This is a genomic window from uncultured Sphaerotilus sp., from assembly GCF_963924895.1.
Lineage (GTDB): Bacteria > Pseudomonadota > Gammaproteobacteria > Burkholderiales > Burkholderiaceae_C > Sphaerotilus.
Map to the genome: position 1 here is coordinate 1 of NZ_CAWURG010000029.1, position 25,920 is coordinate 25,920.

Consider the following 25,920-nt stretch of genomic DNA (forward strand, 5'->3'; position numbering starts at 1 on the left):
TCGGTGGCCGTGCCCTTGGCGCTCGCGCTCATCGCTGCCACCTTCAGATCCTCGATGGCGATCACCGGATGCGCATCGGCCCACTTCGTCGTCAGCTTGTGCAGCCAGTCGCTGCGCTGCGCCGCGATCCGGGCATGCACCTTGCCCAGCCGGTCGATCGCCTTGCGCCGGTTCTTCGACCCCTTCACCTTGCGCGACACCGATCGCTGAACGCGCTTCAGGTACTTCTGCTGCCGCTTCAGCGCATTCAGCGGCGCCACGCACTCGCCGTCTGTCGTCACGGCGAACAGTGTCACCCCGAAGTCGATCCCGAGCGTCGGCACCAGCCCGGCCGCCGGAATCACGTCCGGTTGCTCCACCTGGATCGACACGAACCAGCGGCCCCGCTCCTGCGTCAGCGTGTAGTTCCGAACCGCTCCTTCGACCGCCTGCGACTGACGCATCCGCACCCAGCCGAGTTTCGGTGGCTTCAGGCGCTGGTTGTCCGTGTCGAGCTTGCAGTCCGACGCCTTCGGGAACCGCAACCCGGCGTCTTGCCCGCGTCCGCGAAACCGGGGATAGCCGCCCTGGCCCTCGAAGAAGCGCCGGTAACTCGCCTCCAGCCGCTTCAAGGTTTGCTGCTGCGCCTGCACCGGCGTCTCGGCCAGCCATGCCGTGTCCGGGTCGTTGCGCCACACTGTCAGCCAGCGGCACATCACCACGTAGCCCGAGAACTTCTCGCCAGCAGCCCGCAGCCGCTGCTGCTCGCCGATGGCCCGGTTCCACACCCAGCGGCATGCGCCCGCGAACCGGCGCAGGGCGTGCGCGGTGCCGGGCTTGGGGCGCAACTGGAAGCGGAAGGCTCGAATGGACATGATCAAGACTGTATATAAATACAGTCAACAATGCCACAGGAAACTCAACCACCAAGCCAACGGCTCGCTGCGCAATCCTGCGCTCTGCCTCCCCGCCCTGAAGGACGGGGCTTCTCGCGCTTTCTGGTGAGGTCGATCGCCGCGGCAGGGCGCTGGCACAGCAGCCCCCCCGCTGCGGCGGCTGCCAGCAGGTGCTTGAGCACGTGCCCGCTGCTCAGCATCGACAGCGCCTCGAACACCGGCGCATCCGCGGACTCGGCCAGCTTGGCGAGCCCGTAGAGCGCCAGCACCGTCCACCACGCCCGGTCGGACACCACGGGCGCCGCATCGATCGGCGCCATGCGCATCCACAGCGCAGCCGGGACCAGCACCATCGGCAGGAACTGCACCAGCAGATAGGGCCGCAGATCCCCGACGCCGTGCTGCTCGGTCCACCACCAGTACAGCACCGACGCCGTCGCCCCAGCCCAGGCCACCGCCAGCGGCGCTACACCCGCCCAGCGCACATCGACACGCTGCGCCAGGAACCCGCAGCTCAGCGCCGCGCAGGCCCACGCGATCGGCAACCGGTCGAAGACGAGGCGCGTGTTGTCCGGCGCCCAGTGGTAGTACGACGAGCCGAACGCCGTCAGAAGCAGCGCGGCCGCGAACACGGTCCACGCCTGCGCGCCCGCCGGTGGACGGCGCCGCCACCGCAGCAACGCCCAGCCACCCACCAGCGCGAACGGCAGGTTGCTCAGCACGTTCCAGGCATTCGGCAGCCCGTGCCAGGCCCGGGCATCGGCGAAGTGGTGGTAGTGCGCCCATTGCGAGACCGGGCCGTGCCAGGCGAGTGCAAGCAGGATCAGCAGCACCAGCGCGACCAGTGCCAGGGGCCGGCGGTCATGCGGGGACGTCAGGAGCAGGGAGTGCGGCATCGCGGGCCCCTCGGGGGAAGTGGAGGAGCCCGCATCCTGCGCAAGGTGACCACCGTGGGCAAACACCAGCGGCGCAGTGCCGTGTGGGCAGCCCGGCGGTATCGCCCAGTGCGCCCCGGCGGCCTCAGCCCAGGTAACGCCCTTCCAGATGCGCCCGGAAATGCGCCGGATTCAGCACCTCGCCACTGGCGCGGCGCGTCAGCTCCGGCGTTTCCCAGCGCGCACCCTGGCGCCAGATGTGGTCCTTGAGCCAGTCGAACACCGGGTTCAGGTCGCCCGCGGCGATGCGCTCGTCGAGGTTCGGCATCTGGCTGCGCATGGTGGCGAACCACTGCGCGGCGTACATCGCCCCCAGCGTGTAGCAGGGGAAGTAGCCGAAGGAGCCGGACGGCCAGTGCACGTCCTGCATCGGGCCGTTGCGGTAGTCGCCCCGGGTGTCGCGGCCGAGGTAGGCGGCCATCTTCTCGTCCCACAGCGCGGGGATGTCGTCGACCTCGATCTGCCCTTCGATCAGCGCGCGCTCGATTTCGAAGCGCAGGATGACGTGCGCCGGGTAGGTCACCTCGTCGGCATCGACGCGGATCAGCCCCGGCTCGACCCGCGTGGCCAGGCGCGTGAGGTTCTCGGCCGTGAAGGCTGGTTGCGCGCCGAACTGCTCGACCATCAGCGGCACCAGCTGCGCGACGAAGCCGGGGTGGGCGCCGAGCTGCATCTCGAAGGACAGGCTCTGGCTCTCGTGCAGGCCGTAGGAGCGGGCCCGCGCGATCGGCTGGCCGAGCCACTCGCGCGGCAGGTTCTGCTCGTAGCGGGCGTGGCCGGTTTCATGCACCGTGCCCATCAGGCTCGACATCAGGTTGTCCAACGAGTAGCGCGTGGTCAGCCGCACGTCCTCGGGCACGCCGCCGGAGAAAGGGTGCGTGCTCTCGTCGAGCCGGCCGCCGTCGAAATCGAAGTCGAGCAGCTTCATCACCTGCAGGCTCAAGGCCTTCTGCTGCGCCACCGGGAACGGCCCGACCGGCGTCAGCACCGGCGGCTCGGCGTGCTGGCGCGCCTGCACCCGCTGGATCAGGCTGGGCAGCCAGGTCTTCAGGTCGCCAAACACACGGTCCACCTCGGCGCTGGTCATGCCTGGCTCGAAGCGGTCCATCAGCGCGTCGTAGGGCATCAGGCCGGTCGCTTCGGCCAGGTGCATCGCCTCCTCACGCGCAACCTGCACGACGGGGCGGAAGTTCTCGACGAAGCCAGCCCAGTCGTTGGCCGGCCGCTGGCGGCGCCAGGCGTGTTCGCAGCGCGCGGTGGCCAGCGTGCGGCGCTCGACCAATGCAGCCGGCAGCGCGTTCGCCGCCCGCCAGTCGCGGCGCATCTCGCGCAGGTTGGCGCGCTGGTCGTCGCTGAGCGGCTCGTTTTCTGCACGGTCGAGCAGCGACTTGAGCGCGGGGTCGGTGCGCTGGGCGTGCATCAGGCCGTCGAGTTCAGCCATCGCGGCAGCGCGCGCCTCGTTGCCGCCAGAGGGCATGTTGGCGGCCTGGTCCCAGCCGACGATCGAGCCGAGGTGCTCGAAGCGGTAGAGGCGCAGGAAGCGCTGTTCCAGGTCGCGGTAGGCAGGCGTGGAATGGGAGCTGGTGCCGGGCATGGACGGGTCCTGTGAACGTTGAAAAGCTTGCCGTCCATCCTACCGTGCGGCCCCCGGCCGGCCTTGCACCGCTTCAGTCGACCGCGATGGCGTACTTGCGCAGGCGGTACACGAGCTTGGGCCGCGTGATGCCGAGCAGGCGCGCCGCCCGGGCCAAGTTGCCGCGGGCCTCGGCCACGGCAGCGCGCAGCATGGCCACCTCGGCATCCGCCAGACCCGGCCGGGCGGCGTCCGGCGACAGGCCCGCGCGGCTCTCGGCCGGGGCGTCCATCCGGGCGATGTTGCCGTTGCGCTTGAGCACGAACGAGGACATGTCGATCTCCTCGCCGGTCGTGAACAGGTGGCACAGGTCCAGCGCCCCGCCCTCGTCCGCCAGGATCACCGCCCGCTCGACCATGTTCTCCAGCTCGCGCACATTGCCGGGCCACTCGTAGCAGAACATGGCGTCGACCGCCCGCTCGCGGAAGCCGGTGATGCGCTTGCCGTGCTTCTTGGCCAGGCGCTGCAGGAACCAGTTCATCATCAGCGGGATGTCGTCACGCCGGTCGCGCAGCGGCGGGATGTGGATCGGGAAGACGTTGAGCCGGAAGAACAGGTCCTCGCGGAAGGTGCCGGCCGCCACCGCGTCCCGCAGGTTGACATTGGTCGCCGCGACGATGCGCACGTCGACCCGGCGCGTGCGCGAATCCCCGACCCGCTCGATCTCGCCCTGCTGCAGCGCCCGCAGCAACTTGCCCTGTGCGGTCAGGCTCAGCGTGGCAATCTCGTCCAGGAACAGCGTGCCACTGTCTGCCCGCTCGAAGCGACCCGGGCGTGAGCTGGTGGCGCCCGTGTAGCCGCCCCGCTCGACGCCGAACAGCTCGGACTCCATCAGGTGCTCGGGAATCGACGCGCAGTTGACCGCCACGAACGGCCGATCGGCGCGCTTGCTCAGGCGGTGCAGGCTGTTGGCGAAGACCTCCTTGCCGACACCGCTCTCGCCGAGAAAGATCACCGTGGCCTCGGTCGGGGCCACCTTGTTGACCATGTGGCAGACCATGTTGAAGCCGGACGAGACCCCGACGACACCGAAACTGTTTTCCGGCACGGCGGACGGCCGAGCAGCCAGGCGGCTGGTCGCCGGCGGCGGGCTGTCCGGGCGGAGCGACCACTTGGCGAAATCGCCGATCTGCAGGAAGCGCAGGTCGTCGTCGGCGTCCGTGTCGCCCCACTCTTCCACCGGCTTGCCGATGACGCGGCACTTGGCGTGGCCCATGCTGCGGCATTCGACCTCGCGCCACAGGATGGGCCGGCCCATGAAGGCGCTGGTGTAGCCGCAGGCATAGCCGATCAGCATCCAGCAGACGGGGGCGTTGCCGATGCCGTAGGTGGCGATGTGGGCTTCGGCCTCGGCGCAGTCGGTCAGCAGGAAGTCGCCGAAGTAGCGGCCGCGCTCGACGTCGATGTCCAGCGCCACCGGCTCGCAATGCACGATGCCTTCGAGCGCCACCAGCTGCGGCCCGGCCAGGAAATCGTCGTTGGTATTGAAGCCGGAACGCACCTTGCGCGCCATGGCCGCATCGTGCGTGCCGGCCTGGTAGCCGATGCGCGTGACCAGGCCGCGGGCGGTTTCCTTGCCCAGGCTCTCGATCAACTCCTGGCGCAGCGAGCCGAGGGAGCTGATGTGCATCAGCATCATGCGCTGGTCATCGAGCCAGATCCGGCCCTGCTGCGGGGCGAAGCGCAGCCGCTTGGCCAGATCGTGGATGGCCGGGACGCGGATTTCCCCAGGGCCGGAATGCGTGTGCCCGGACCCCTGCCCGCTGGCTGGTCCTCGTTTCGTTTCGCCTTTGGCCATGCTGTCCTCGATCGCCTCCGGACGAGCGTAGCCGCCCAGCCAGACTGCCGCGATTGGTGTATGTGTGTAGCCGCGGCTCAGAACCGCCGACCGACCGACAGGAACACCACCAGCGGGTCCAGCCGGACGTCTGCGTGGGCCACCGCGCCGCCCATGGCCGGCAGGCGCCCGTCGGCCTGGGTCTTGACGTAGATCTTGCGGGCATCAAGGCCCACGGACCAACCGCCGTCCAGCGGGATTTCAACGCCGACCTGGAGCACGGCACCCAGCCCGTTCTTCACGTCGAGCGGGCTGATGAAGCCGTCCTCGCTGCGGAACACGATGGTGTAGTTCAGGCCGGCACCGACATAGGGACGCACCGGCCCGGTCGTCCAGGGGCTGTAGGTGGCGGACAGGACAGCGGGGCCGTAGGTCACTTTGCCCAGGGTACCGGCGCTCGCCAGCGTGCCCGTGCCCGTCAGCGTGGTGGTGGGCGGCACACCGATCAGGAAGCGGCCGGTCCACTGCGGCGACAGCGCATAGGACAGCTCCAGCCCCGGAGTGGTGTTGCTGCTGGCCGAGGCGTCCGCACCGGGCACCGGGGCACCGCCCGCCTGGACATCGGCCCGGGTGCTGAAGCCGACGTGGGCGGCGCCGAGTCGCACCGCCCAGGGCGAGGCGTCCTGCGCCCGGGCGGGCGTGCCGGTCAGGGTGGCGGCCAGCGCCAGCAGGCAGGCGGACCGCAGGACAGGGTTTGTCTTGAAGGGGTTCATGGATAGCGTCTCCTCATGTTTCATGTGGTGTGATCAGAATCAGAAGAAGCGGTCGAAGTGGATCTGCTCGAAGGGCACGCGGTGCCGGAGCATCAGCAGCTCCTGCACCGCCTGCACCATGGGCGGCGGGCCGGCGAAATACCACTCGAAGCGCGCCAGGTCCGGCGCCAGCGCCCGCTCGACTTCCGCGTGGACAAAGCCGATCCGACCGGACCAGGCGGACACCGCCTCGGGCGAGGACAACACGACCGTCGCGGCGAGCCGCGCTCCGATCAGCTCGTCGAGCACCGAGGTGCTGCCCAGATCGGCCTGGGTCCGCACCCCGTGGAAGAAGTGCACCCGCCGCCCGTCCCCCTGCGCGAGCACGCCGCGGGCAACCGACAGCATCGGCGCCAACCCGGAGCCGCCCGCGACACAGACGACATCGCGCACGTTGTCGTCGCGCAGGTAGGCGTGGCCATAGGGGCCGTCCAGCGGCAGCGCGTCCCCCACGGCGACCGTGTCGAACAGCGTTCCGCTGCCCGCCCCGCCCGGCACCCGGCGGACGATGAACTGCCAGATCCCGTCCGCGCCGGGCAGGTTGGACATCGAGTACGCCCGTGCGCCCACCGCGCCGGGCGGGTACAGCAAGGCGTACTGGCCTGGGCGGAACGTGGCACCGGCATTCACCTGCACGGTGAACTCGCCCATGTCCGGGGACAGCATCCGACGCGCCAGCAGCCGCGCCGACTGCCGCACGGGCGCCACCACGGGTCGGTAGCTGTCGTCGCAGCGCACGCGGACCGTGCAGTCGCCGACCGGCCGGGACTGGCAGGCGAGGTGCTTGCCACGCTTGCGGTCGCGCTCCGACAGCCCGGGGGCCTGCGGCCAGAGCGTCTGCACCTGCCCGGCCACCAGATCGAAGCGGCAGGCTCCGCACCCGCCGACGCTGCACTCGTGCGGCAGCCCGACGCCAGCGCGCAGGGCCGCGCGCAGCAGCGTGTCCTCCTCGGGCGGCACGTCGAAGGACGGTCCACCCTCGATGGCGACCCGGACCGTGGCGCCCGCAGCGCTCACAGGCCGGCTCCGTGCCGGAACTCGCGTGCGGCAGCCTGCGCGCGGTCGGCCAGATCGGCCCCATCGACGGATTCGGGCAAGGCGGCGCAGTAGGCAGCGATGGCCTCGTCCGCCAGCCCTTCCCACTTGCGCAGCCAGGCGCCCAGCACCTCGGCGTTGCCGGTCTGGGTGAGCGCGAACTGCACCAGGGCGGCCGCCCAGCGGCGGTGGCGCTGGGCGTCGGCGAGCTGGGCATCCGACAACATGCCCAGCAAGGTGTCCCCGTTCTGGCGCGCCACCTGCCCGAGCCCGCGCAGCACCGTCTCCTCGATGGCCGGCCGCGCCACCAGGTTCAGCGCGACGAAGGACTCGCCCCAGTCCCAGGCGACGAGCGCGTGCTCGACCAGCCGGCGCCAGCCCTGCCAGGCGGGGTCCTGCTCCCAGCGCTGGCGCTCGCCGCTGCCGAAGCCCAGGGCCGGGAAGGTCAGCGACAGCTCCTTGGTGCGGTAGGCGGTGTGCGTGAGCCAGCGCAGGGAGTCGGCGGTCTGGTAGGCGGCGCAGTTCGAGATCGTCGAGGCCGGCGCCAGTTGGGCCAGGTAGGCCGCGCCCATCTGCAGCGTGTGGAACAGGTAGCGCGCCGGCGTGTACAGCCGCGCCAGCGTGGCGGCCCAGGCCGGGTCGAGCATCTGGTCGTGCCCCCGGGCCGAGAACTGGTCGAGCAGGCCGAAGACATAGGTCTCCTGCCCGTCCTGCAGCATGTTGTAGGTGCGGTAGACCATCTCGTCCGGGTCGCGGAAGGCGTTCCAGTCCGTGTGGACCAGCGGCGAGGCGTTGCGGTGCTCCTTGTACCAGCGGGCCATCGGGAAGTTCGGGTCCAGCTCGAACGGCGCCTCCGGGTTGTCGGTGGTGTAGTGCAGGTTGGTCGAGACGATCTCGTACTCGCTCGGCTTGCGGCGGCGACCGGCCAGGTGGCTCCAGGTCTTCAGCGGCTTGAGGACATCGGGTTGCATGGTGTGTCTCCTCTGATGGCGTCAGAACGTCGATGGCGTCAAAGCGTCATCTCGTAATAGAAGCGGACGTGGTCGTCCGAAGTCTCGATGCGGCCGGCGAAGGAGCTGAGGTTGACCTCCAGCTCGGACATCCGGAACGGCCGCCCGAGCGCCTCTTCCAGCGTGGCGCGGCGCAGGATCAGCTCGCCCTCGGTGTCGATGCGCACGTAGGCCAGCTTGTCGTCGACGCGGATGGTCTTGCCGGGGTTGTCCAGCTCGGCGGCCTCGACGACGGCCTCGGTGATGGGGCTGGCGCGCAGCACGGGGCCGACGCGGTTGTTGCGGTAGCCCTGTGAGACGGGTTGGCTGCTCATGGTGGGTCTCCTTGCGGTGTCGCGGATGGCGGGGTCAGGCGGCGGCAAACTGGGGCCGCACACCCTCGACCGCGACCAGGATGTCGTCGCCGTCGAGCTTCACGGGGTATTGGGCGAGCCGGCACTTGCCGGGGTTGATGCCTTCGCCGGTCTGGGCATCGAAGGTCCACTGGTGGGCGCGGCACATGACGACGCGGCCGTCGAACTTGCCTTCGGCCAGGGGAATGTCCTGGTGCGGACACATGCCCTGGAAGGCGCGCAGCTCGCCGCCTTCCGGCCAGACCAGCACGATCACGTGCTCGCCGGCCTCCACCTCCAGCATCTCGCCTTCCCACAGGTCGTCGAGCGTGCCCACCTTCTGGAACGCCATGGGGGTCAGGGGTGCGTTCATCACCACCACCTCACTCGTCGCAGAAGATGAATTCGAGCGACTCCATCGGCTGGATGTCGGTCTCGCACAGCTTGGCCTGGCGCGGGAAAAACGACTCGCTGCCCTGGCGCCGCACGCGGATGACCTTGTCCGGGCGAGGCGCCACGCGCCGACCGACCGAGTGATACGCGGCGGCGGCCGCCACCTCGTCCATCGAGTGCTCGGTGTCCACCGGCAGCAGTTGCAGCACGAAGTCGTACTGGAAATTGGAAATCACGGGAAAGAGGGCCATGTCTTGCTCCTGTGTCTTGGTGCGGGTCGATCAGGCGGCACGCCGGGACAGGCGCGGATCGCGGTAGGCATCCACCCAGGCGTACTGGTGGGCATCGTCGCCCATCTCGCCCGGGGCCAGCCCCATGTACTGCAGCGCACCCATCAGATTGGGCGGCTGGATCTGCCCGGCCAGGAAGCGGTCGACCAGCGTGAGGTGGTCGCGGTAGCGCACGGGGTCTTGCTGGAAGACCCAGCGGTCGATCTCGGAGTTGAAGTGGTAGGTCCGACCGTTGTAGGTCAGTGGGTAGTCCTTGACGTTCCAGCCCTTGCCCGGGATGGCGCAGATCGGGATCTGGCTCATGTTGCAGACGATGGGCAGCGTCTCCGGCAGCGTCAGGTCCTTGCGACCGGCCAGCAGGTTGTCGATGATCACGTCCCAGGCCTGACCGAAGCTGTCGTTCCAGCCCGGGTACTTCTCCTCCAGCCAGTCGCGGCAGTCCGGGGTCACGCCTGCGGCCGGGTTCCACCACAGCGTCGGCCGCCAGAACCACAGGCCCATCTGGTAGGCGTGGTGCTGGTAGTCGAACTCGTGGATCATCTGGTCCCAGTACCAGGGCAGGTCCAGCCCGAGGTCGATCAGCGTGCGCTCGAACTGGCCGACGATCCACTCCTGCATGAACTCCTTGAACGACTGCTTGCGGTGGGCCAGCGGGGTCGCGTAGTCCATTGAGCTGCCGGTGAGCAGGCTGAACAGGCGCCAGGCGCGGGCAATGGCCACATCGACCAGCTTCTGGGCCTCTTCCTTGCGGCCATTGGCGATCAGGATCTGCAGCGCCGGGCCGCCGATCTGGGCGTGGCGGGATTCGTCGGTCTGGATGCTGGAGATCAGGCTGGCGAAGGTGAAGTCACCCGCCTCGGCCGCGTCGGCCGCCAGCCCGAGGAACTGCATGTTGGTGAAGCCGGTCTCGAACGCGAAGGTCAGCATGACCGCGATCTCGATCGCGCTGCGCGACATGAACAGGTCGTCGAAGGTGTGGCGGGCTGCGATCGCGCCCCACTCGTTGGTGTGGTACGCCTTGTGCGCCCAGTCGAACTGCCGGTCCTTCGAACAGTAGGCGTGCGGGAAGTAGAGCTGCAACTGCGCGTGCCGGTTCTCGTCGAGCATGCCGAAGGTGGCCATGTTGCGCATGCCCGGGGCGCGGCCGAAGCGGGTCATGCGGGCTTCGGCACTCATCGCGGCGTATTCGCCCAGCGCAATCGCGCCGTAGTGCGACTTCAGGATCGACAGCCAGCCCGGGTCGGCGTCCTCGAACATGCGGCTGCGCTCCAGCGCGGCCTTGACCGAGTAGGCGCCGGCGTCCTTCTCGCGCTGGATGCGCACGTATTCGGAATAGGACGCCTTGTACGGCTCGTCGTAGGTTTCCCACTGCGCCATCGGCACGTCCATCGCGCCGGTCATCACATCAGGGAACAGCTCGGACTCGGCCACATAGCTCGGGGTCCAGTTGGTGGCGCGGGCGATGTCATACCAGGCCGCGCGTTCAAGTAACGCCATGGTGATGTCTCCTCGTAGGTGGTGGTGATCTCGGGCCCCGGCGCGACGGAATCCACGCCGTGACGTGGTCTGTTTAGCAAGGCAAATGCCAGCGCGGCCGCCTGGCGGGCGGGCATGGCATCAAATATCTCGAGATTCAGCCATTCCCTTGGGAAGACTCGGTGTTTTCCCCAGCATCGCTGCGACAGCTTCAAACCGGGCCGATCACGCAGTGAGAGTGATCGCCTGATGAAAGAATCCGGGGCTCGAACCCGACGAAATTAGATCATTTGGTTGATTTACGAACCACTGAACTGTCCGCTCACCATCGGCAGCGGAGAAGAAATTATCGAGATTCAGGCTTGGCGGTGTCTGGGACACACACCCGGGACTCAGAGCGGAATCTGCCCCGGAAACACCCAGATCAACGCCGCCGTGATCACCAGATAGCGCAGGAATTTCCCCACCGCCATGTAGGCCAAGCACGGCCAGAACGGCAGCTTCAGCCACCCCGCCACCGCGCACAGCGGATCGCCGACGACCGGCAACCAGCTCAGCAGACACGCCTTGGCCCCGAACCGGCGCACGATGGCCAGCGCCTTGTGATCGGCCGCGGCGTGGTGGGTGACGTGTTCATACGCCTGCTCCGCGCCGTAGCCCATCCACCACGAAATGCCCCCGCCGATGGTGTTGCCGGCGGTCGCCACCAGCACCGCCGGCCAGAACAGCTCCGGATTGAGCTTGACCAGCCCGAACACCGCCGGCTCCGAGCCGAGCGGCAGCAGCGTCGCCGAGATCAGCGAGACGATGAAGACGGTGCTGAGGCCGAACTTCGGCAGCGCCAGCATCAAGAGCAGTGAGTCGATCCAGGCTTCCATGGCGGGCATTCTGCTTGAAGGGCCCCAGCCGGTGCCGGCCAGTGGAAAAACGCACGCCGCTATACTCCTGCCTCCTTTTTCAGCACTTCTCCACCCACTCCCCCGCCCTCTCTCCCATGCGCATCGGCCCCCATGCTTTGCCGAATCGCCTGTTTGTCGCGCCCATGGCGGGTGTGACCGACCGGCCCTTCCGCCAGTTGTGCAAGCGACTGGGGGCGGGCTATGCCGTGAGCGAGATGGTCACCTCGCGCGCCGATCTGCGCGACAGCCTGAAGACCTCGCGCCGGCTGAACCACGACGGGGAGGTCGAGCCGATCGCCGTGCAGATCGCCGGCACCGACGCGGAGATGATGGCCGAGGCGACCCGCTACAACATCGACCGCGGCGCGCAGATCATCGACATCAACATGGGCTGCCCAGCCAAGAAGGTCTGCAACAAATGGGCGGGCTCGGCGCTGATGCAGGACGAGACGCTGGCGCTGGACATCGTCGCCGCCGTGGTCGAGGCCGCGGCGCCGCACGGCGTGCCGGTCACGCTGAAGATGCGCACCGGCTGGTGCAACGAACAGAAGAACGCGGTGGCGATCGCCCTCGGCGCCGAGGCGCGCGGTGTGGCGATGGTCACCGTGCACGGTCGCACCCGCGAGCAGGGCTACAAGGGCGATGCCGAGTACGCCACGATCGCCGCGGTGAAGGCCGCGCTGCGCATCCCCGTCTGCGCCAATGGCGACATCACCAGTCCGCAGAAGGCACGCGAGGTGCTGGCCGCGACCGGCGCTGACGCGCTGATGATCGGCCGCGCCGCGCAGGGGCGGCCGTGGATCTTCCGGGAGATCGCGCACTTCCTCGAAACGGGCGAGATCGCCGAAGCCCCGCCGACGCTCCAGGTGCGCGACTGGCTGGTCGAGCACCTGCACGACCACTACAGCCTCTACGGCGAGCGCGCCGGCGTGCGCACCGCGCGCAAGCACATCGGCTGGGCCGTGCACGACCTGCCGGGCGGCCGCGACTTCCGCGCCCGCATGAACCTGATCGAACACACGGCGGAACAGGCGCAGGCCGTGCAGGCCTTCCTGGGCGCGCTGGCCGACGTCCATCCGTCCTGGCCGCAGAGCGCCGCCACCGCCGACACAGAAGAACAAGCCGCATGAGCACCAGCCCCTCCGAACACAGCCCCATCGACCTGTCGATCCGCGAGATCCTGGCCGTCTATTTCCGCGACCTCGAAGGCACGGAGCCGCACGCGCTCTACGACATGGTCGTGAAGGCGGTGGAGCGCCCGCTGCTCGACGTGGTGATGGCGCAGGCCGAGGGCAACCAGAGCCGCGCCGCCGAGTGGCTCGGCATCAACCGCAACACGCTGCGCCGCAAGCTTGTCGAGCACAAGCTGATCGACTGAACCCCATTCAAACGCCCCGAGTCCACCCATGACCACCGCCCTCCTTTCCGTTTCCGACAAGACCGGCATCGTCGCGTTCGCCCGCTCGCTGCACGCGCACGGCATCAAGCTCCTGTCCACCGGCGGCACCGCCAAGCTGCTGGCCGAATCCGGCCTGCCCGTCACCGAAGTCAGCGAGATCACCGGTTTCCCCGAGATGCTCGACGGCCGCGTGAAGACGCTGCATCCGCGTGTGCACGGCGGTCTGCTGGCGCGACGCGATGTGCCGGCACACATGGCCGCGCTGAAGGAACACGGCATCGACACGATCGACCTGCTGATCATCAACCTCTACCCCTTCGCGCAGGCCACGGCCAAGGCCGACTGCACGCTGGAAGACGCGATCGAGAACATCGACATCGGCGGCCCGGCCATGCTGCGCGCCGCGGCCAAGAACTGGCAGGACGTGGGCGTCGTGATCGACCCGACCGACTACCCGCAGGTGCTGGCGGAACTCGCCGCGTCGAACGGCACCAGCCTGACCCGCGCCACCAAGTTCATGCTGGCCAAGAAGGTGTTCTCGCACACCGCCGCCTACGACGGCATGATCAGCAACTACCTGACCGCGCTGGAAGCCGGCTCGGAAGAAGCCACCGAGTCCGTGCCCGCCCGCGCCGAGTACCCGAGCGTCTTCAACCTGCAGCTCCACAAGGTGCAGGGGATGCGCTACGGCGAGAATCCGCACCAGTCGGCCGCCTTCTACCGCGAAGCCGCGCCGGCCGCCGGGCTGCTGTCCGGCTGGAACCAGATCCAGGGCAAGGAGCTGAGCTTCAACAACATCGCCGACGCGGACGCCGCCTGGGAATGTGTGAAGGCGTTCGACGTGCCGGCCTGTGTCATCGTCAAGCACGCGAATCCGTGCGGCGTGGCCGTCGGTGCGACGCCGCTGGAGGCCTACCAGAAGGCGCTGAAGACCGACCCGACCAGCGCGTTCGGCGGGATCATGGCCTTCAATCGCCCGATCGATGCGGACGTGGTCAACGAGATCAACGCCAACAAGCAGTTCGTCGAAGTCGCCATCGCCCCGGCCTTCACCGCCGAGGCCCGCGCCGCCTACGCCAGCAAGACCAACGTGCGCCTGCTGGAAGTGCCGGTGGCCAAGGTCGCGAACGCGCTGGACTTCAAGCGCGTCGGCGGCGGCATGCTGCTGCAATCGGCCGACACCATCGACATCGTCGGCGGCGAGGTCAAGGTGGTCACGAAGCTGCAGCCGACCGCGCAGCAGATGGACGACCTGCTGTTCGCGTGGAAGGTGGCGCGCTTCGTCAAGAGCAACGCCATCGTCTTCTGCAAGGACGGCATGACCATGGGCGTCGGCGCTGGCCAGATGAGCCGCCTCGACTCGGCGCGCATCGCCAGCATCAAGGCGGGCCACGCCGGTCTGACGCTGCAAGGCACCGCCGTCGCGAGCGATGCGTTCTTCCCGTTCCGTGACGGGCTGGACGTGGTCGTGGACGCGGGCGCCACCTGCGTCATCCAGCCGGGTGGCTCGATGCGCGACAACGAAGTCATCGCCGCCGCCGACGAGCGGGGCATCGCGATGGTCTTCACCGGCACGCGGCACTTCCGCCACTGAGCCCAGACCGCGACAGGACGCCCGGATGCGCATCCTCGGGATTGATCCGGGCCTGCAGGTCACTGGCTTCGGCGTCATCGACGTCGATGGCCAGCGCCTGAGCTACGTCGCCAGCGGCACCATCAAGACTGCGGAGGCGCCGCGCGGCGACCTGCCGCAGCGCATCCGCATCATCTTCGAGGGGGTGCGCGAGGTGGTGGCGACCTACCAGCCGGACACGGCCACGGTCGAGATCGTCTTCGTCAACGTCAACCCGCAGAGCACGCTGCTGCTCGGGCAGGCGCGCGGGGCGGCACTGGCGGCGCTGGTGTCGTCCAGCAGCACGCTGAGCGTGTGCGAGTACACCGCGCTGCAGATGAAGAAGGCCATCGTCGGCCATGGCCACGCCACCAAGGACCAGGTCCAGGCCATGGTGCAGCGCCTGCTGCAGTTGCCGGTGCTGCCGGGCAAGGACGCCGCCGATGCACTCGGCTTGGCCATCACGCACGCCCACGCGGGCAGTTCTTTCGCGGCACTCGCCCAGGGCGGCACGCTCAACCGCAAGGCGCACGCGCAGTACCGGGGCGGCCGCAGCTACTGAGCTGCTGCGTGCCGGAGCCGCAACCCACTACAGCACGAGGGCCAGTCGTTCCAGCAGGAGCACCGCGAAGAAGGCCAGTCCGGCGATCACCGTCCAGCGGATGATCGCGATCGCGCGGCGGCGCCAGATGGTCTGCCCGGTGGCGAGATACAGCCCGAAGCTGAGCAGCCCCGACACCAGCAGGAAGAACACCAGGACACGGAAGACCATCATCGCCGGGTCTCCCCCACTCACCACGCAGGCGCGAGTTCCGCCATGCCCCGCGGTGCGAGCTTCTCGTCCGGGAAGGTCACGATCTCCCAGGCGGTCTCGTCGGCCAGCAGCTTGCGCAGCAGCTTGTTGTTGAGCGCGTGGCCGCTCTTGAAGGCGGTGTAGTCGGCCAGCAGCGGCTTGCCGCAGACGTGCAGGTCGCCGATGGCGTCGAGAATCTTGTGCTTCACGAACTCGTCGTCGTAGCGCAGCCCTTCGGCATTGAGCACGCGGTAGTCGTCGACCACGATGGCGTTGTCCATGCTGCCACCCAGGCTCAGGCCGCGCGAACGCATCATCTCGACGTCCTTGGTGAAGCCGAAGGTGCGGGCGCGGGCGATGTCCTGCTTGTAGCGGCCGGAGGCGAAGTCGAAGACGACGCGCTGGCCGGTGGCGTCGACGGCGGGGTGGCCGAACTCGATCTCGAAGCCGAGCCGGTAGCCATGGTGCGGGGCGAGCCGGGCCCATTTCAGCGTGCGGCCTTCGCCTTCGCGGATCTCGACCGCCTTCTTCACACGCAGGAACTGCTTGGGCGCGTTCTGCAACGCGATGCCAGCGCTCTGCAGCAGGAAGACGAAACTCGCCGCCGAGCCGTCGAGGATGGGCACCTCGTCGGCGGTGATGTCGATGTAGAGGTTGTCGAGGCCCAGCCCGGCGATGGCCGACAGCAGGTGCTCGATGGTCTGGACCTTGGGCGCGCCCGGGTCACCGCCCGGCGAGATGGTCGTCGCCATGCGGGTGTCGCAGACCGACTCGGGCGTCACCGGAATGTCCACCGGGTGCGGCAGGTCGATGCGCCGGAAGACCAGGCCGGTGTCCGGTGCGGCGGGCCGCAGCGTCAGTTCGACCTTCTGGCCACTGTGGAGACCGACGCCGACGGCGCGGGTCAGCGACTGGAGGGTGCGTTGTTGCAGCATGGACGCATTCTAGGCAGCGAAAAAGCCCGGTGTCCTCTGGAGGACACCGGGCCAAGACGGGAAGCGGCAGGGAGAGCGGGCGTCCGGGTCAGTCGGCCTGCTTGCGCAGGAAGGCCGGGATCTCGATTTCGTCCATGCCGTTGGCGGCCAGCGCATCGACCTTGGCCGAGGCCTGGGTGCGGTTCGGGCGCCAGACGCTGGGGGCGCTGACATGGCTCGGGCTGACGAGCGGGTGGGTCAGCACGGGGATGTTGTCCGTGCCGGTGCGCTGGCCCATCGAGGGCTGCACGACCTGCATCGGCGCCACGCGCTGCTGCTGGATCGGCTGTTGTTGCTGCTTGCCGGCAGAGGCCAGACCGGTGGCGATCACCGTCACGCGCAGCGCATCGCCCAGGCTCTCGTCGTAGGCGGTACCGTAGATGACGTGGGCCTCGTCCGCGGCGTAGCGGCGGATGGTGGTCATCGCATTGCGGCTCTCGGAGAGCTTGAAATTCTGCTTGCTCGCCGCGATCAGCACCAGCACGCCACGCGCGCCGGACAGGTCGACACCTTCCAGCAGCGGGCAGGCCACTGCCGCTTCAGCCGCCTTGGTGGCACGGTCCGGGCCGCTCGCGGTGGCCGTGCCCATCATGGCCTTGCCGGGCTCGCTCATCACCGTCTTGACGTCTTCGAAGTCGACGTTGACCAGACCGGGGATGTGGATGATGTCGCTGATGCCGCCGACGGCGTTGCGCAGCACGTCGTTGGCTTCGGCGAAGGCCTCTTCCTGCGTGACGTCGTCACCCAGCACTTCGAGCAGCTTCTCGTTGAGCACGACGATCAGCGAATCGACATTGGCTTCGAGTTCGTTCAGGCCGACATCGGCCTGCTTCATGCGGCGCGGGCCTTCGAAGTCGAAGGGCTTGGTCACGACGCCGACGGTCAGGATGCCCATGTCCTTGGCCAGACGGGCAATGACCGGAGCGGCGCCGGTGCCGGTGCCGCCGCCCATGCCGGCGGTGATGAACACCATGTGCGCGCCTTCCAGCGAGGACTTGATGCGGTCCACCGCCTCTTCAGCGGAGGCTTTTCCGGCTTCGGGGCGCGATCCAGCCCCCAAACCGGTGTGCCCCAATTGCAACAAAGTGTGTGCCTTGGAGCGGTTCAGCGCCTGCGCATCGGTGTTGGCGCAGATGAATTCCACCCCCTGCACCCCGCGGTTGATCATGTGATCGACCGCATTGCCGCCGCCGCCGCCCACGCCGATCACCTTGATCTGCGTACCCTGGTTGAACTCTTCAATCATCTCGATACCCATGCCGCTCTCCTTGGATCTGAATTACATCAGAAACTCTTCAAGAACCAATCCCGTGCCTTGCCGAACAACCCCTGCGCCGTACCGCCGGAGGGTGCTGATCTCAATCCCCGCAAACGCGCCAGACGCGCTTCCTCAAGCAAACCCATCGCCGTCGAGGCCCGTGGGCTGGCCACCATGTCATGCAGGGCCCCGCTGTACGTCGGAATCCCCATGCGCACGGGCTTGAGGAATATGTCCTCAGCCAATTCGATCATTCCCGGCATCACTGCCGATCCGCCGGTCAGCACAATGCCAGAAGACAGCAACTCTTCGTAGCCGCTGTCACGAATGACTTGCTGAACCAGCGAAAAAATCTCTTCTACCCGCGGTTCGATCACGCCAGCCAAGGCCTGCCGACTCAGCACCCGGGGCACCCGGTCTCCGAGACCAGGCACTTCAAGCTGTTCGGACGGGTCCGCCAGCAACTGCTTGGCCACGCCGAACTCGATCTTGACGTCCTCGGCATCCTTGGTCGGGGTGCGCAGGGCCATCGCGATGTCACTGGTGATCAAATCCCCCGCTATCGGGATCACTGCAGTATGACGGATTGCCCCGTCCGTGAAAATCGCCACATCGGTCGTTCCCGCCCCGATATCCACAAGCACGACCCCGAGGTCCTTTTCATCCGGCGTGAGCACCGACAGGCTGGACGCACTCGGATTGAGAACCAGCTGCTCGACCTCCAGGCCGCAGCGCCGCACGCACTTGACGATATTCTCGGCCGCGCTGAAAGCGCCGGTCACGATGTGGACCCGGACCTCCAGCCGCTCGCCGCTCATGCCCACCGGCTCGCGGACTTCCTGGCCATCGATGACAAATTCCTGCGGCTCGACCAGCAACAGGCGCTGGTCGTTCGGAATATTGATCGCCTTGGCCGTCTCGACCACGCGGGCCACGTCGATCGCCCCGACTTCCTTGTCCCGGACAATGACCATGCCGGTGGAATTGCGGCCGCGCACATGGCTGCCGGAGATGCCGGTGTAGACCCGGCTGATCTTGCAGTCGGCCATCATCTCGGCCTCTTTCAGCGCGTGCTGGATCGACTGCACGGTGGCGTCGATGTTCACCACGACCCCGCGCTTGAGTCCGTGCGAGGACGCCACGCCGAGCCCGGCAAGACGCATCTCGCCGTCCGGCAGGATCTCGGCCACCACCGCCATGACCTTGGCGGTGCCGATATCGAGTCCGACGACCAGATCGTTGTATTCCTTGGCCATTCGTGTTCCTTGCATATCGCCTTCAATGGCCCTTGCCTGCACGGGCGGCCACCGGCGTCGTGCCCATGCCGGCCAGCTTCAGGGCATAACTTTCACTGTGCCGCAGGTCGGCGTACTCGATCGCCCGATGATCGAAGCGGGCGGTGATCTGTCCGACCGATTGAACAAACCGTTGGGTGCGAGCGACGATCTGGTCGGACTCGCCCCGCCCGAGTTCGAGCACGGTGCCGTGGTCCAGCACCACGCGCCAGGAGCCGCGGTCGGTCAGCACCACCCGCTCGACGCGCTGGTTCAGCGGCGCGAGCACCGGCAGCAGCGTCTGCCACATCGTCATCACCTGCAGCGAGGTGCCGCGCGGACCCGCGAGCGTCGGCAGGTTGTCGTCCTCGACATCGCCGAGGTTCACCTCGAACAGCTCGCCGTGGGTGTTCACCAGCAGGTGGTCGGTGTCCTCGCGGGCCCAGTAGGCCACCGGACGGTGTTCCTCGATGCGCACCACCAGGTCGTGCGGCCAGATCCGGCGCACTTCGGCACGCCGCACCCAGGGCACGGACTCGAAGGCGGTGCGGGCCTGCGTCAGGTCCATGGTGAGGTAGCTGCCGGTCAGCAGCGGCGTGACGTGCTGGCGCACGCTCTCGGCGGTGTTGTGGGCAACTTCCCCCTCGACGTGGATCTCGCGCAGGTTGAACCACGGCGAGCGCGCCAGCCGGGTTCCGAGCACCGCCAGCCCGGCCAGCAGCACCAGCGCCAGCAGCACATTGGCGCCCGAACGCATCAGCCGCACATCGATCGGCATGGGCGTGCCGGCAGCGGACGCAGCAGGGGCAGCGGATTGGATGCGCATGCTGTCCCGTCAGGCCGTCTGCGGCCGCGCGCTGTCGGTGCGGGCGGCGGCCAGCAGCCGCAGGCAGAGCTGCTCGTAGCTGATGCCCGCCGCGCGCGCCGACATCGGCACCAGCGAATGGCCGGTCATGCCGGGCGAGGTATTCATCTCCAGCAGGAAGGGCTGGCGGTCGCTGGCGCGGATCATCAGGTCGGCGCGGCCCCAGCCGCGGCAACCAAGCGAGCGGTAGGCCGCCAGCACGATGCGCTGGATCTCGCGCTCCTCGGCCTCGGGCAGCCCGCTCGGACAGAGGTAGCGCACGTCGTCGGTGAAGTACTTGTTCTGGTAGTCGTAGCCCGCCTCGGGCGGCACGATGCGGATGACCGGCAGCGCGCGCGCACTGGCGCCCTCGCCCAGCACCGGGCAGGTGATCTCCTCGCCCTGGATGAACTCCTCGCCGAGCACGTCCGGGTCGAAGCGCAGCGACTCGGCCACCGCCGCCTGGAGGTCTGCCGCCGCGGTCACCTTGGTCACGCCGATCGACGAGCCCTCGCGTGGCGGCTTGATGATCAGCGGCAGGCCGAGCTGCGCGGGCATGGCGGCAATCGCTGCGGCGTCCTGCTGGTCCGGCGCGAGCCAGACGTGGCGTGGCGTCGGCAGCCCCTCGGCCAGCCACACGCGCTTGGTCATGACCTTGTCCATCGCGATCGCCGAGGCCATCACGCCGGAGCCGGTGAAGGGAATGCCCATCATCTCCAGCGTGCCCTGGACGCAGCCGTCCTCGCCATGCCGGCCGTGCAGCGCGATGAAGCAGCGCGCGAAGCCCTGCTCCTTGAGTTCGTGCAGGTCACGCTCGGCCGGGTCAAACGCATGCGCGTCGACCCCTTGCGACTGCAGCGCCTGCAACACGCCTGCGCCGCTCATCAGCGAGACCTCGCGCTCGGCCGAGGTACCGCCCAGCAGCACGGCCACCTTGCCCAGGCTGCGCGGATCGATGTTCATTGGCTCGGCCATCACGCGCCCCCTCCGACCAGTTCCACCACACGCGCCGGCACGCCGCCGATCGTGCCCGCGCCCATCGCGATGACCACGTCGCCACCCTGCGCCTGCTCGGCGATGGTCTGCGGCAGCTCGGCGATGTCGTCGATGAACAGCGGATCGACCTTGCCCGCCACGCGCAGCGCCCGCACCAGGGCACGACCATCCGCCGCGACGATGGGGGACTCGCCGGCCGAATAGACCTCGGTCAGCAGCACGGCGTCGGCGGTGCCGAGCACCTTGACGAAGTCCTCGAAGCAGTCGCGGGTGCGGGTGTAGCGGTGCGGCTGGAAGGCCAGCACGAGGCGCTGGCCCGGGAAGGCCCCGCGCGCGGCGGCGATCGTCGCGGCCATCTCGACCGGGTGGTGGCCGTAGTCGTCGATCAGCGTGAACTGGCCGCCGTCCTTGGCCGGGTGGTCGCCCCAACGCTGGAAGCGACGCCCCACACCGCTGAACTTCGCCAGCGCAGCCGCGATGGGCACATCGGGCAGTTCCAGTTCGGTCGCGATGGCGATGGCGGCCAGCGCGTTGCGCACGTTGTGCTCGCCCGGCAGGTTGAGCGTGATGTGCAGGTCGGCGAGTGCCACGCCGTTGCGGCGCTGGCAGGTGAAGCGCATCTGGCCGCCAGGCAAGGCCTGCACGTCCACCGCGCGCACCTGTGCGTCCTCGCCCAGGCCGTAGGTGACCAGCGGGCGGGAGATCATCGGCATGATCGAACGCACGCCGGGGTCATCGCTGCACAGCACGGCCGCGCCGTAGAACGGCATCTTGTGCAGGAAATCGACAAAGGCCGCCTTCAGCCGGGCAAAGTCGTGGCCGTAGGTGTCCATGTGGTCGGCGTCGATGTTGGTGACGACGGCCAGGATGGGCAGCAGGTTGAGGAAGGAGGCGTCCGACTCATCCGCCTCGACGACGATGTAGTCGCCCGAGCCGAGCGCCGAATTGGCACCGGCCGCGTTCAGCTTGCCGCCGATGACGAAGGTGGGATCGACGCCGGCCTCGGCCAGCACGCTGGTGACCAGCGAGGTGGTGGTCGTCTTGCCATGGGTGCCGGCGATGGCGATGCCCTGCTTCAGGCGCATCAGCTCGGCCAGCATCACCGCGCGTGGCACCACCGGGATGCGCTGGGCCCGGGCGGCGATCACCTCGGGGTTGTCGCCCTTCACGGCGGTCGAGGTCACCACCGCCTGCGCGCCGGCGATGTGCGCAGCGTCGTGGCCGATGTGGATGCGGATGCCGAGTTCGGCCAGCCGGCGCGTCACCGCGCCGTCCGACTGGTCGGAGCCGGAGACCACGTAGCCCAGGTTGTGCAGGATCTCGGCGATGCCGCTCATGCCGGCGCCACCGACGCCGACGAAATGGATGTGCTTGACCGCGTGTTTCATGCCGGGTTCATCTGGGAGATGCGGGGTTCGTGAGTTGTTCGATCTCGTCGGCCACGCGCTGCGCGGCGTGCGGCAGCGCCAGCGCGCGTGCCTGCTCCGCCATCCGCAGCAGGCGGGGCCGGTCAAGGTGGCGCAGCAGGTCGGCCAGCCGCTCGGGCGTCAGCTCGGTCTGCGGCAGGTGGAGACCGGCGTCGTGCTGCGCCATCCACTGCGCATTGTCGCGCTGGTGGGCGGTCGTGCTCACGACCAGTGGCACCAGCACCGAGGGAACGCCCGCCGCGCACAGCTCGCTGACCGTCACCGCGCCCGCGCGGCAGACGATCAGGTCGCAGTCGGCCAGCCGGCGTGCCATGTCGTCGATGAAGGGCACCACCTCGACACCGGCCGAGCCGTGGTCGAGATCGAGCAGCCCGGCCTGCGCATAGGCGGCGCGCACCTTCTCGTGGTGCGCCAGACCGGTCTGGTGGGTGACGACGGGACGCTCGGCCGCCGACAGCCGTGCCAGCGCCCGCGGCAGGGTCTCGTTGAGCACCTGCGCCCCCAAGCTGCCGCCGACGACGAGCACGCGCAGCGGCCCGGTGCGGCCGGCAAAACGCTGCGCAGGTGGCGCGATGGCCTCGATCTCGGCGCGCACCGGATTGCCGGTGACACGACCCTGCGGCACCGAACGCGCCGCCTCGCCATCGAATCCGAAGGCGACCCGGTCGGCGAATTTCAGCAGCGAGCGGTTCGACAGCAGCAGCCCCGCGTCGGCATTGACCAGCACCAGCGGGCGCTTCAGCCAGTGCGCCGCCAGCCCGCCGGGGAAGCAGACATAGCCGCCCATGCCCAGTACCGCGTCGGCCTGCCGGCGCTTCAGGATGCCGCGGCAGGCGACCAGCGCCTTCAGCAGTTGCACGCCGCCGCGCAGCGCACCGAACGCGCCCTTGCCGCGCAGGCCGGCGAAATCGATCGTGTCCATCGGCAGCCCGGACGGCGGCACCAGGCGGTTTTCCATGCCGTGCGAGGTGCCCAGCCAGCTCACCTGCCAGCCGCGCGACTGCAGCTCGCGCGCGACGGCCAGGCCCGGCATGATGTGGCCGCCGGTGCCTGCGGCCATCACCACCAGACGGCGGGCCTGGCGGGTCGGCTCAGCGCTCACTGCTGCCCCCTCCGCGCAGGATCTGGCGGTTTTCCATGTCCACCCGCAGCACGACGGCCAGTGACACGCAGGTCAGGATGACGGCCGAGCCGCCGTAGCTCAGCAGCGGCAGCGTCAGGCCCTTGGTCGGCAGCACGCCCAGGTTCACGCCCATGTTGATGAAGGCCTGCCCGCCGATCCACAGGCCGATGCCCTGCGTGGTCAGCCCGGAGAAGACCCGGTCCAGCGCGATCGCCTGGCGCCCGATGATGAAGATGCGCCGCACCATCCAGAAGAAGGCCAGGATCACCGCCAGCACGCCGATCAGGCCCAGCTCCTCGCCGATGATGGCGAGCAGGAAGTCGGTGTGGGCTTCGGGCAGGTAGTGCAGCTTCTCGACCGACTGGCCCAGCCCCTGGCCGAGCACCTCGCCACGGCCGAAGGCGATCAGCGAGTGGGTGAGCTGGTAGGCCTTGCCCATCGCGTTGGCCTCGTCCCACGGGTTCCAGAACGCCTTGATGCGCTCCCAGCGGATCGGCGACAGCCAGATGATCGACAGCAGCGCCCCCAGCAGCGAGGCCATCATGATGGCGAACACCTTGCCGTTCACGCCGCCCAGGAACAGGATGCCGACCGCGATCAGCGCGATCACGATGAAGGCCCCCATGTCCGGCTCGGCCAGCAGCAGCAGCCCGATCACGACCAGCGCGATCGCCATCGGCAGCACGGCGCGGGTGAAGCTTTCCTTCACGTCCATCTTGCGCACCATGTAGTTGGCGGCGTACATGGCCATGGCGAGCTTGGCGAGTTCGCTCGGCTGGAAGTTCATCACCCCGAGCGGGATCCAGCGCCGCGAGCGGTTCACCACCCGGCCGATGCCCGGGATCAGCACCATGATCAGCAGCAGCAGCGCCGCCACGAACAGCCACGGCGCCATCTTTTCCCAGGTGCGCATGGGGATGGCCAGCGTCGCGCACGCGGCCACGATGGCCAGCGTGATCGACAGGATGTGGCGCATCAGGAAGTAGGTCGACGTGTAGTTGACGTACTTCGGGTTGTCCGGCAGCTGGATCGAGGCCGAATACACCATCACCAGCCCGAGCGACAGCAGCCCCGCGATCACCCAGGCCAGCGTCTCGTCGAAGCCGACCCAGCGTGTGGGCGTGCCGGAGGAGATCGCGGTCCAGTTGCGCACCGGCACGTCGGCGCGCGTGCGGCGGCTCCACCAGTCGCCGAGTTGGCCGATCGCGCTCATGCGCCCAGCTCCCCGTGTTCGCTCGCCAGCGCCTGCACGGTGTCGATGAAGACCTCGGCGCGGTGGGCATAGTTGCGGAACATGTCGAGGCTCGCGCAGGCGGGGCTGAGCAGCACGGCGTCGCCGGAGCGGGCCTGCGTGTAGCACCAGCGGGTGGCGGCTTCGAGCGTGGCGAAGGTCTGCATCGGCACGGCCACGTCCTGCAGCACGCGGCCGATCGCGGCGGCATCGCGGCCGATCAGCGCGACGGCGCGGGCGTGGCGCTCGACCGGGGCGGCCAGCGGCGTGAAGTCCTGGCCCTTGCCGTCACCGCCGAGGATGACGACCAGCTTTGCCGGCGCGCGGTCGGCGCCGAGGCCGGTCAGCGCGGCGACGGTGGCGCCGACGTTGGTGCCCTTGCTGTCGTCGTAGGCGTCCACGCCGTCGATCGTGTTCAGGTAGTCGACGCGGTGCGGCTCGCCGCGGTATTCGCGCAGGCCGTGCAGCATCGGCGCCAGCGGCACGCCCGCCGCCGTGGCCAGCGCGAGGGCGGCCAGCGCGTTGGCGGCGTTGTGGCGGCCACGGATGCGCAGCGCATCGGCCGGCATCAGGCGCTGCAATGTCGTCTCGACCGGCGGCGCCACGGCCCCGCGGCGCACGCGCACCGGCGTGTCGTCCGCCGCCTGCGCACGCACCAGCCAGGCCATGCCGTTGTCGATCACCAGCCCCCAGTCGCCGACGCGGCGCGGCACGTCCAGTCCGAAACGGACGACCTGCGCGGTGGCGTCACGCGGCGCCATGGCTTCGACCTGCGCGTCGTCGGCATTGATCACCCGCACGGTGTCCGGCCCGAAGATGCGCGCCTTGGCCTCGGCGTAGGCGGCCATCGAGCCGTGCCAGTCGAGGTGGTCCTGCGTCACGTTGAGCACGGTGGCGGCGGTCGGGTCGAAGCCGGTGACGCCGTCGAGCTGGAAGCTGGAGAGTTCGAGCACCCAGACCTCGGGCAGCGGCGTGGCTTCGGCGTCTTCGGCGGCAATCGCGGCATCCAGCGCGGCGGTCAGCGTGTCCATCAGCGTCGGGCCGATGTTGCCGGCCATCGCCACGCGCAGCCCGGCGCGCTCGGCGAGCTGCGCGGTCAGCGAGGTGGTGGTGGTCTTGCCGTTGGTGCCGGTGATGGCGATGACCTTGGGCGCGTAGCCTTGCGCGGCCTGCAGGTCCTTCAGCGCCAGCGCGAACAGCGACAGCTCGCCCTGCACCGCCGTGCCGCGCGCGCGCGCCGCGTCCAGCAGCGGCGCGATGGCCGGGTCCAGCGGCGACAGGCCGGGGCTCTTGAGCACCAGCGTCACGCCGTCCAGCAGCGACAGCGCCAGCGGGCCGCCATGGAACTCGGCCGCCGGCACTTCGCTGGCCAGCGCCGCCTGCTTCGGCGGCGCCTCGCGCGTGTCGGCGACCACGATGCGCGCCGCGCCACAGCGCTGCGCCCAGCGCGCCATCGCGAGTCCCGAGTCCCCCAGACCCAGGATCAGCAGCGGCAAATCCTTCAGTGCATTCATCTTCGTTT

26 protein-coding genes are annotated in these 25,920 nt (G+C 68.8%); 4 read left to right on the plus strand and 22 right to left on the minus strand.

Features of this window, described 5'->3' with window-relative positions:
* The 12 genes from AABN02_RS11725 to AABN02_RS11780 all read right to left on the minus strand — a co-directional run.
* On the minus strand, positions 1 to 854 hold an 854-nt coding region (locus AABN02_RS11725; RefSeq protein ID WP_338415119.1), incomplete at its 3' end, for a transposase.
* 44 nt (positions 855 to 898) lie between these two features.
* Positions 899 to 1,771, minus strand: coding sequence for a hypothetical protein (locus AABN02_RS11730; RefSeq protein ID WP_338415120.1), 873 nt, complete (start codon positions 1,769 to 1,771; stop codon positions 899 to 901).
* A 124-nt stretch (positions 1,772 to 1,895) separates the two neighbouring features.
* The gene (locus AABN02_RS11735) at positions 1,896 to 3,404 is read right to left on the minus strand and encodes a carboxypeptidase M32 (protein WP_338415121.1); all 1,509 of its coding nucleotides are present in this window, start codon (positions 3,402 to 3,404) and stop codon (positions 1,896 to 1,898) included.
* A 73-nt stretch (positions 3,405 to 3,477) separates the two neighbouring features.
* On the minus strand, positions 3,478 to 5,241 hold the full coding sequence (locus AABN02_RS11740; RefSeq protein WP_338415122.1) for a sigma-54-dependent Fis family transcriptional regulator: 1,764 nt from the start codon (positions 5,239 to 5,241) through the stop codon (positions 3,478 to 3,480).
* A gap of 77 nt (positions 5,242 to 5,318) precedes the next feature.
* On the minus strand, positions 5,319 to 5,993 hold the full coding sequence (locus AABN02_RS11745; RefSeq protein WP_338415123.1) for an OmpW family outer membrane protein: 675 nt from the start codon (positions 5,991 to 5,993) through the stop codon (positions 5,319 to 5,321).
* Between the two features lie 39 nt (positions 5,994 to 6,032).
* Positions 6,033 to 7,049, minus strand: coding sequence for a 2Fe-2S iron-sulfur cluster-binding protein (locus tag AABN02_RS11750; RefSeq protein WP_338415124.1), 1,017 nt, complete (start codon positions 7,047 to 7,049; stop codon positions 6,033 to 6,035).
* Complete coding sequence (locus tag AABN02_RS11755) at positions 7,046 to 8,038, minus strand: aromatic/alkene monooxygenase hydroxylase subunit beta (RefSeq protein WP_338415125.1); 993 nt, start codon at positions 8,036 to 8,038, stop codon at positions 7,046 to 7,048. Before AABN02_RS11755 ends, AABN02_RS11750 begins: the two co-directional genes overlap by 4 nt.
* 38 nt (positions 8,039 to 8,076) lie before the next feature.
* The gene (locus AABN02_RS11760; RefSeq protein WP_338415126.1) at positions 8,077 to 8,391 is read right to left on the minus strand and encodes an MmoB/DmpM family protein; all 315 of its coding nucleotides are present in this window, start codon (positions 8,389 to 8,391) and stop codon (positions 8,077 to 8,079) included.
* Positions 8,392 to 8,425: 34 nt separating this feature from the next.
* Complete coding sequence (locus tag AABN02_RS11765; RefSeq protein ID WP_338415159.1) at positions 8,426 to 8,761, minus strand: Rieske 2Fe-2S domain-containing protein; 336 nt, start codon at positions 8,759 to 8,761, stop codon at positions 8,426 to 8,428.
* Positions 8,762 to 8,792: 31 nt separating this feature from the next.
* A complete protein-coding gene (locus AABN02_RS11770; protein ID WP_338415127.1) occupies positions 8,793 to 9,053 on the minus strand; it encodes a toluene-4-monooxygenase system B family protein in 261 nt (86 codons plus the stop codon).
* A gap of 30 nt (positions 9,054 to 9,083) precedes the next feature.
* Positions 9,084 to 10,589, minus strand: a complete 1,506-nt coding sequence (locus AABN02_RS11775) for a toluene monooxygenase (protein WP_338415128.1) — start codon at positions 10,587 to 10,589, stop codon at positions 9,084 to 9,086.
* A gap of 371 nt (positions 10,590 to 10,960) precedes the next feature.
* On the minus strand, positions 10,961 to 11,446 hold the full coding sequence (locus tag AABN02_RS11780) for a YqaA family protein (RefSeq protein WP_338415129.1): 486 nt from the start codon (positions 11,444 to 11,446) through the stop codon (positions 10,961 to 10,963).
* A gap of 116 nt (positions 11,447 to 11,562) precedes the next feature.
* Between AABN02_RS11780 and dusB the strand changes: the two genes are divergently transcribed.
* From dusB to ruvC, 4 genes are read left to right on the plus strand one after another with little or no spacing between them, the layout of a single operon-like run.
* Entirely contained in the window at positions 11,563 to 12,597 is a 1,035-nt protein-coding gene (gene dusB / locus AABN02_RS11785) for a tRNA dihydrouridine synthase DusB (protein WP_338415130.1), read from the plus strand.
* On the plus strand, positions 12,594 to 12,845 hold the full coding sequence (locus AABN02_RS11790) for a helix-turn-helix domain-containing protein (RefSeq protein ID WP_338415131.1): 252 nt from the start codon (positions 12,594 to 12,596) through the stop codon (positions 12,843 to 12,845). The genes dusB and AABN02_RS11790 overlap by 4 nt, the downstream gene beginning before the upstream one ends.
* Before the next feature lie 28 nt (positions 12,846 to 12,873).
* The gene (purH, locus tag AABN02_RS11795; protein WP_338415132.1) at positions 12,874 to 14,460 is read left to right on the plus strand and encodes a bifunctional phosphoribosylaminoimidazolecarboxamide formyltransferase/IMP cyclohydrolase; all 1,587 of its coding nucleotides are present in this window, start codon (positions 12,874 to 12,876) and stop codon (positions 14,458 to 14,460) included.
* 25 nt (positions 14,461 to 14,485) lie between these two features.
* Positions 14,486 to 15,040, plus strand: a complete 555-nt coding sequence (ruvC, locus tag AABN02_RS11800; protein WP_338415133.1) for a crossover junction endodeoxyribonuclease RuvC — start codon at positions 14,486 to 14,488, stop codon at positions 15,038 to 15,040.
* Positions 15,041 to 15,067: 27 nt separating this feature from the next.
* On the opposite strand, the gene AABN02_RS11805 is transcribed toward ruvC, so the two are convergent.
* The 10 genes from AABN02_RS11805 to murD form a co-directional block, all read right to left on the minus strand.
* On the minus strand, positions 15,068 to 15,250 hold the full coding sequence (locus AABN02_RS11805) for a hypothetical protein (RefSeq protein ID WP_338415134.1): 183 nt from the start codon (positions 15,248 to 15,250) through the stop codon (positions 15,068 to 15,070).
* Between the two features lie 20 nt (positions 15,251 to 15,270).
* Entirely contained in the window at positions 15,271 to 16,206 is a 936-nt protein-coding gene (gene lpxC, locus AABN02_RS11810) for a UDP-3-O-acyl-N-acetylglucosamine deacetylase (RefSeq protein WP_338415135.1), read from the minus strand.
* A gap of 88 nt (positions 16,207 to 16,294) precedes the next feature.
* Positions 16,295 to 17,503 (minus strand): cell division protein FtsZ, encoded by a 1,209-nt coding sequence (gene ftsZ / locus AABN02_RS11815; RefSeq protein ID WP_338415136.1) that lies wholly within the window; start codon positions 17,501 to 17,503, stop codon positions 16,295 to 16,297.
* 26 nt (positions 17,504 to 17,529) lie between these two features.
* Positions 17,530 to 18,759 carry a cell division protein FtsA gene (gene ftsA / locus AABN02_RS11820; RefSeq protein WP_338415137.1) on the minus strand — a complete coding sequence of 410 codons (1,230 nt, stop codon included), beginning with the start codon at positions 18,757 to 18,759 and terminating at the stop codon, positions 17,530 to 17,532.
* A gap of 22 nt (positions 18,760 to 18,781) precedes the next feature.
* The gene (locus AABN02_RS11825; protein WP_338415138.1) at positions 18,782 to 19,603 is read right to left on the minus strand and encodes a cell division protein FtsQ/DivIB; all 822 of its coding nucleotides are present in this window, start codon (positions 19,601 to 19,603) and stop codon (positions 18,782 to 18,784) included.
* A 9-nt stretch (positions 19,604 to 19,612) separates the two neighbouring features.
* Positions 19,613 to 20,584: a D-alanine--D-alanine ligase gene (locus tag AABN02_RS11830; protein ID WP_338415160.1), complete on the minus strand. Its 972-nt coding sequence runs from the start codon at positions 20,582 to 20,584 to the stop codon at positions 19,613 to 19,615.
* Positions 20,585 to 20,595: 11 nt separating this feature from the next.
* Positions 20,596 to 22,005 carry a UDP-N-acetylmuramate--L-alanine ligase gene (gene murC, locus AABN02_RS11835; RefSeq protein ID WP_338415139.1) on the minus strand — a complete coding sequence of 470 codons (1,410 nt, stop codon included), beginning with the start codon at positions 22,003 to 22,005 and terminating at the stop codon, positions 20,596 to 20,598.
* A gap of 7 nt (positions 22,006 to 22,012) precedes the next feature.
* Entirely contained in the window at positions 22,013 to 23,146 is a 1,134-nt protein-coding gene (gene murG, locus AABN02_RS11840) for an undecaprenyldiphospho-muramoylpentapeptide beta-N-acetylglucosaminyltransferase (RefSeq protein ID WP_338415140.1), read from the minus strand.
* Entirely contained in the window at positions 23,136 to 24,380 is a 1,245-nt protein-coding gene (ftsW, locus tag AABN02_RS11845; RefSeq protein ID WP_338415141.1) for a putative lipid II flippase FtsW, read from the minus strand. Before ftsW ends, murG begins: the two co-directional genes overlap by 11 nt.
* Positions 24,377 to 25,912: a UDP-N-acetylmuramoyl-L-alanine--D-glutamate ligase gene (murD, locus tag AABN02_RS11850; RefSeq protein ID WP_338415142.1), complete on the minus strand. Its 1,536-nt coding sequence runs from the start codon at positions 25,910 to 25,912 to the stop codon at positions 24,377 to 24,379. The genes ftsW and murD overlap by 4 nt, the downstream gene beginning before the upstream one ends.
* Between the last annotated feature and the right edge of the window lie 8 nt (positions 25,913 to 25,920).

Excerpts from the sequence above, each read along its gene's own strand:
- AABN02_RS11730 (WP_338415120.1), bottom strand. The coding sequence starts at position 1,771 with ATGCCGCACTCCCTGCTCCTGACGTCCCCGCATGACCGCCGGCCCCTG.
- AABN02_RS11735 (WP_338415121.1), bottom strand. The coding sequence starts at position 3,404 with ATGCCCGGCACCAGCTCCCATTCCACGCCTGCCTACCGCGACCTGGAA.
- AABN02_RS11740 (WP_338415122.1), bottom strand. The coding sequence starts at position 5,241 with ATGGCCAAAGGCGAAACGAAACGAGGACCAGCCAGCGGGCAGGGGTCC.
- AABN02_RS11745 (WP_338415123.1), bottom strand. The coding sequence starts at position 5,993 with ATGAACCCCTTCAAGACAAACCCTGTCCTGCGGTCCGCCTGCCTGCTG.
- AABN02_RS11755 (WP_338415125.1), bottom strand. The coding sequence starts at position 8,038 with ATGCAACCCGATGTCCTCAAGCCGCTGAAGACCTGGAGCCACCTGGCC.
- AABN02_RS11760 (WP_338415126.1), bottom strand. The coding sequence starts at position 8,391 with ATGAGCAGCCAACCCGTCTCACAGGGCTACCGCAACAACCGCGTCGGC.
- AABN02_RS11765 (WP_338415159.1), bottom strand. The coding sequence starts at position 8,761 with ATGGCGTTCCAGAAGGTGGGCACGCTCGACGACCTGTGGGAAGGCGAG.
- AABN02_RS11770 (WP_338415127.1), bottom strand. The coding sequence starts at position 9,053 with ATGGCCCTCTTTCCCGTGATTTCCAATTTCCAGTACGACTTCGTGCTG.
- AABN02_RS11775 (WP_338415128.1), bottom strand. The coding sequence starts at position 10,589 with ATGGCGTTACTTGAACGCGCGGCCTGGTATGACATCGCCCGCGCCACC.
- AABN02_RS11780 (WP_338415129.1), bottom strand. The coding sequence starts at position 11,446 with ATGGAAGCCTGGATCGACTCACTGCTCTTGATGCTGGCGCTGCCGAAG.
- dusB (WP_338415130.1), top strand. The coding sequence starts at position 11,563 with ATGCGCATCGGCCCCCATGCTTTGCCGAATCGCCTGTTTGTCGCGCCC.
- AABN02_RS11790 (WP_338415131.1), top strand. The coding sequence starts at position 12,594 with ATGAGCACCAGCCCCTCCGAACACAGCCCCATCGACCTGTCGATCCGC.
- purH (WP_338415132.1), top strand. The coding sequence starts at position 12,874 with ATGACCACCGCCCTCCTTTCCGTTTCCGACAAGACCGGCATCGTCGCG.
- ruvC (WP_338415133.1), top strand. The coding sequence starts at position 14,486 with ATGCGCATCCTCGGGATTGATCCGGGCCTGCAGGTCACTGGCTTCGGC.
- AABN02_RS11805 (WP_338415134.1), bottom strand. The coding sequence starts at position 15,250 with ATGGTCTTCCGTGTCCTGGTGTTCTTCCTGCTGGTGTCGGGGCTGCTC.
- lpxC (WP_338415135.1), bottom strand. The coding sequence starts at position 16,206 with ATGCTGCAACAACGCACCCTCCAGTCGCTGACCCGCGCCGTCGGCGTC.
- ftsZ (WP_338415136.1), bottom strand. The coding sequence starts at position 17,503 with ATGGGTATCGAGATGATTGAAGAGTTCAACCAGGGTACGCAGATCAAG.
- ftsA (WP_338415137.1), bottom strand. The coding sequence starts at position 18,759 with ATGGCCAAGGAATACAACGATCTGGTCGTCGGACTCGATATCGGCACC.
- AABN02_RS11825 (WP_338415138.1), bottom strand. The coding sequence starts at position 19,603 with ATGCGCATCCAATCCGCTGCCCCTGCTGCGTCCGCTGCCGGCACGCCC.
- AABN02_RS11830 (WP_338415160.1), bottom strand. The coding sequence starts at position 20,584 with ATGAACATCGATCCGCGCAGCCTGGGCAAGGTGGCCGTGCTGCTGGGC.
- murC (WP_338415139.1), bottom strand. The coding sequence starts at position 22,005 with ATGAAACACGCGGTCAAGCACATCCATTTCGTCGGCGTCGGTGGCGCC.
- ftsW (WP_338415141.1), bottom strand. The coding sequence starts at position 24,380 with ATGAGCGCGATCGGCCAACTCGGCGACTGGTGGAGCCGCCGCACGCGC.
- murD (WP_338415142.1), bottom strand. The coding sequence starts at position 25,912 with ATGAATGCACTGAAGGATTTGCCGCTGCTGATCCTGGGTCTGGGGGAC.